This is a genomic window from Hydrogenophaga sp. (assembly GCF_026125825.1).
Lineage (GTDB): Bacteria > Pseudomonadota > Gammaproteobacteria > Burkholderiales > Burkholderiaceae_C > Hydrogenophaga.
In genome coordinates this window covers 1-2,402 of sequence record NZ_JAHCKK010000202.1, presented here as the reverse complement: position 1 = coordinate 2,402, position 2,402 = coordinate 1, and the positions used below count along the sequence as shown (strand labels likewise).

Here is a 2,402-nt window from a genome sequence, read left to right as displayed (position 1 = left end):
GGGGGCGGCCGCCGCCTCGCCAGCGGCCTCCACCACCAGGACCACCGAGCCTTGCTTGACCTTGTCGCCCAACGCGACCTTGAGCTCCTTCACCACGCCGGCCGTGCTGGAAGGGATCTCCATCGAGGCCTTGTCGGACTCCACCGTGATCAGCGACTGCTCGGCCTTGACCGTGTCACCCACTTTCACCAGCAGCTCGATGACCGCCACTTCATCAAAGTCCCCGATGTCCGGGACCTTCACATCAATCAATGCCATGTTCTTGTCTCCGGGTTACGCGTACAGCGGGTTCACTTTGTCGGCGTTGATGCCGTACTTCTTGATCGCCTCGGCCACCTTCGCCACCGGCAGCTTGCCCTCTTCGCTCAAGGCCTTGAGCGCAGCGACCACGATGTAGTGACGGTTGATCTCGAAGTGCTCGCGCAGCTTGCTGCGGAAGTCGCTGCGGCCGAAACCGTCCGTGCCCAGCACCTTGTACGTGCGCTCCTTGGGAATGAAGGGACGGATCTGTTCCGCGTAGTTCTTCATGTAGTCGGTGGACGCCACCACAGGGCCTGTCGTGGTGCTCAGTTGCTGCGCCACGAAAGGCACGCGCGGCGTTTCGGTCGGGTGCAGCAGGTTCCAACGGTCGGCGTCCTGGCCGTCGCGGGCCAGCTCGTTGAAGCTCGGGCAGCTCCACACGCCGGCGCTCACGCCCCAGTCCTTCTCCAGAAGTTCCTGTGCGGCGATGCTCTCGCGCAGGATCGTGCCGCTGCCGAGCAGTTGCACGCTGGGCGCGTCCTTCTTGAGGGCTGGCGCCTGCTTGCAGTAGTACATGCCCTTGATGATCTGCTCTTCGGTGCCAGGCTGCAGGCCGGGCATGGGGTAGTTTTCATTGAGCAACGTCAGGTAGTAGAAGACGTTGTCCTGCTTCTCCACCATGCGCTTCAAGCCGTGGTGCAGGATCACCGCCACCTCGTGTGCGAAGGTCGGGTCGTAGCTGATGCAGTTCGGGATCGTGCCGGCCAGGATGTGGCTGTGGCCGTCTTCGTGTTGCAGGCCCTCGCCATTGAGCGTGGTGCGGCCCGAGGTGCCGCCCAACAGGAAGCCGCGCGCCTGCATGTCGCCCGCCGCCCAGGCGAGATCGCCGATGCGCTGGAAGCCAAACATGGAGTAGTACACGTAGAACGGCACCATGATGCGGTTGCTCGTGCTGTAGCTGGTGGCCGCGGCGATCCAGCTGCTCATGCCGCCGGCCTCGTTGATGCCCTCCTGCAGGATCTGGCCGGCCTTGTCTTCCTTGTAGTACATCACCTGGTCTTTGTCGACAGGGGTGTACTGCTGGCCATGCGGGTTGTAGATGCCGACCTGGCGAAACAGACCCTCCATGCCAAAGGTGCGGGCCTCGTCCACCAGGATGGGCACGACGCGCGGGCCCAGGGCCTGGTCGCGCAGCAACTGGGTGAGGAAGCGCACGTAGGCCTGCGTGGTCGAGATCTCACGGCCTTCGGCGGTGGGGTCGAGCACGGCCTTGAAGGTCTCCAGCGAGGGCACGGTAAAGCTCTCGTCGGCCTTCACGCGGCGCTTGGGCAGGTAGCCGCCGAGGGCCTGGCGGCGCTCGTGCAGGTACTTCATTTCCGGCGTGTCATCGGCCGGCTTGTAGAAAGGGATCTTTGAGAGTTCGCTGTCGGGAATGGGCAGGTTGAAGCGGTCACGGAAGATCTTGATGTCCTCGTCCGTGAGTTTCTTGGTCTGGTGAACGGTGTTTTTGCCTTCGCCCGCCTTGCCCATGCCAAAGCCCTTGACGGTCTTGATCAGCAGCACGGTGGGCTGACCCTTGTGATTGACCGCCTTGTGGTAAGCCGCGTAGACCTTCTGGGGGTCGTGGCCGCCGCGCTTGAGGTTCCAGATGTCGTTGTCGCTCAGGTGGGCGACCATCTCGAGCGTCTTGGGATCGCGGCCGAAGAAATGCTTGCGCACATACGCACCATCGTTGGCCTTGAACGACTGGTAGTCCCCGTCGACCGTGTCCATCATGATCTTGCGCAGCGCGCCGTCCTTGTCGCGCGCCAGCAGCGAGTCCCACTCGCTCCCCCACAGCAGCTTGATCACGTTCCAGCCGGAACCACGGAACTCGCCTTCGAGCTCCTGGATGATCTTGCCGTTGCCGCGCACCGGGCCGTCCAGGCGCTGCAGATTGCAGTTCACCACGAAGATCAGGTTGTCGAGGTTCTCACGCGCAGCCAGGCTGATGGCGCCCAGCGACTCGACTTCATCCATTTCGCCGTCGCCGCAGAACACCCAGACCTTGCGGTTCTCGGTGTTGGCGATGCCACGGGCGTGCAGGTACTTCAGGAAACGGGCCTGGTAGATCGCCATCAGCGGGCCCAGGCCCATGGACACCGTGGGGACCTGCCAGAACT

2 protein-coding genes are annotated in these 2,402 nt (G+C 63.3%); both read right to left on the bottom strand.

The genetic code is table 11. From position 1 onward, the window contains the following. On the bottom strand, window positions 1-258 hold a 258-nt coding region (locus tag KIT86_RS24905), incomplete at its 3' end, for a biotin/lipoyl-containing protein (RefSeq protein ID WP_297403403.1). Between the two features lie 15 nt (window positions 259-273). Then, a partial coding sequence (aceE, locus tag KIT86_RS24900) for a pyruvate dehydrogenase (acetyl-transferring), homodimeric type (protein WP_297403401.1) occupies window positions 274-2,402 on the bottom strand: 2,129 nt, incomplete at its 5' end.